General features: G+C 72.6%; 1 protein-coding gene. It reads left to right on the plus strand.

The genetic code is table 11. From position 1 onward, the window contains the following. A partial coding sequence (locus ACK3CV_RS25335; protein WP_489009924.1) for an autotransporter outer membrane beta-barrel domain-containing protein occupies nucleotides 1-460 on the plus strand: 460 nt, incomplete at both ends.

Below are 460 nucleotides of genomic sequence, written 5' to 3' on the forward strand. Positions count from 1 at the left end.
ACCCGGTGTACGAGAGCCTGCTCGGCAGCGGCACGGCGGGCGAAGCGCGGCAGGCGTTCCGTCAGCTGTCGGGGCAAATCCATGCGGACATCGCCTCGGCGCTGGTGAACGACAGCCGCTACCTGCGTGAGGCGCTGAACGGGCGCCTGCGTCAGGCGGAAGGGCTGGCGAGCTCGTCGGCCATCAAGGCGGATGAGGGCGGTGCCTGGGCGCAGCTGCTGGGGGCGTGGGACCACGCGTCGGGCGACGCCAATGCTACCGGCTATCAGGCCTCGACCTACGGGGTGCTGGTGGGGCTGGACTCGGCGGCGGCGGACGACTGGCGGCTGGGGATGGCGACCGGCTACACCCGCACCTCGCTGCACGGCGGGTACGGGTCGAAGGCGGACAGCGACAACTACCACCTGGCGGCGTACGGCGACAAGCAGTTCGGGGCGCTGGCGCTGCGCGGCGGGGCGGG

The sequence above is a fragment of the Serratia sp. TSO36 genome (assembly GCF_057808395.1).